1 rRNA gene is annotated in these 1,930 nt (G+C 58.7%); it reads left to right on the forward strand.

Annotation, left to right across the window (positions count from 1 at the left end):
• A 23S ribosomal RNA gene (locus ACI79K_RS21080) occupies positions 1 to 1,930 on the forward strand; the annotation flags it as partial.

Below are 1,930 nucleotides of genomic sequence, written 5' to 3' on the forward strand. Positions count from 1 at the left end.
CCGTAGAGGGTGAGAGCCCCGTACACGAAAACGCAGTCCCTCCCGAACTTGTTTCCCAAGTAGCACCGAGCCCGTGAAATTCGGTGTGAATCCGGCGGGACCACCCGCTAAGCCTGAATACTCCCTGGTGACCGATAGCGGACAAGTACCGTGAGGGAAAGGTGAAAAGTACCCCGGGAGGGGAGTGAAATAGTACCTGAAACCGTGTGCCTACAAGCCGTGAGAGCCTTACGCCGCCTTGTGTGGTGGGGGTGATTGCGTGCCTTTTGAAGAATGAGCCTGCGAGTTAGCGGTACGTGGCGAGGTTAACCCGTGTGGGGTAGCCGTAGCGAAAGCGAGTCCGAACAGGGCGTGTGAGTCGCGTGCTCTAGACCCGAAGCCGAGTGATCTACCCATGGCCAGGTTGAAGCGCGGGTAAGACCGCGTGGAGGACCGAACCCACCAGGGTTGAAAACCTGGGGGATGAGCTGTGGGTAGGGGTGAAAGGCCAATCAAACTCGGTGATAGCTGGTTCTCCCCGAAATGCATTTAGGTGCAGCGTCACGTGTTTCTTGCCGGAGGTAGAGCACTGGATGGCCGATGGGCCCCACAAGGTTACTGACGTCAACCAAACTCCGAATGCCGGTAAGTGAGAGCGTGGCAGTGAGACTGCGGGCGATAAGGTTCGTAGTCGAGAGGGAAACAGCCCAGATCATCGGCTAAGGCCCCTAAGCGTGTGCTAAGTGGAAAAGGATGTGGGATCGCAGAGACAACCAGGAGGTTGGCTTAGAAGCAGCCACCCTTGAAAGAGTGCGTAATAGCTCACTGGTCAAGTGGTTCCGCGCCGACAATGTAGCGGGGCTCAAGCACACCGCCGAAGCCGTGGCATTCACGCAACAACCCGTCGCCGGCCTTGGTCGGCGGCCAGGTGTGTGGATGGGTAGGGGAGCGTCGTGTGGCGGTGGAAGCGGCGGAGTGATCCAGCCGTGGACGCCACACGAGTGAGAATGCAGGCATGAGTAGCGAGAGGGGAGTGAGAACCTCCCCCGCCGGAAGACCAAGGGTTCCTGGGCCAGGCTAATCCGCCCAGGGTGAGTCGGGACCTAAGGCGAGGCCGACAGGCGTAGTCGATGGACAACGGGTTGATATTCCCGTACCCGCGAAGGAACGCCCATGCTGAACCCAGCGATGCTAACCCACCGAAGCCGGTGAGCCCACTTGTGGGCGATCCGGTGGAGCTGGGGACCCGGACTGGTAGTAGGCAAGCGATGGGGTGACGCAGGAAGGTAGTCCTACCGGTGAGTGGTAGTACCGGTGCAAGGGTGTGGCCCGCGGAATAGGCAAATCCGTTCCGCATGAGGGTGAGGCCCGACGCATAGCCGATTGAGGCGAATTGGATGATCCTATGCTGCCGAGAAAAGCCTCTAGCGAGTTCCGAGCGGCCCGTACCCCAAACCAACTCAGGTGGTCAGGTAGAGAATACCGAGGCGATCGAGCGAACTGTGGTTAAGGAACTCGGCAAAATGCCCCCGTAACTTCGGGAGAAGGGGGGCCATCTGCTGTGAACCGCCTTGCGCGGGGCAGCGGTGGGTGGCCGCAGAGACCAGTGAGAAGCGACTGTTTACTAAAAACACAGGTCCGTGCGAAGTCGTAAGACGATGTATACGGACTGACGCCTGCCCGGTGCTGGAACGTTAAGGGGACGGGTTAGCCGCAAGGCGAAGCTCAGAACTCAAGCGCCAGTAAACGGCGGTGGTAACTATAACCATCCTAAGGTAGCGAAATTCCTTGTCGGGTAAGTTCCGACCTGCACGAATGGCGTAACGACTTCTCAGCTGTCTCAACCACAGGCTCGGCGAAATTGCACTACGAGTAAAGATGCTCGTTACGCGCGGCAGGACGGAAAGACCCCGGGACCTTTACTATAGCTTGATATTGGTGTTCGGTTCGG

Source organism: Blastococcus sp. SYSU DS0616 (genome assembly GCF_054051015.1).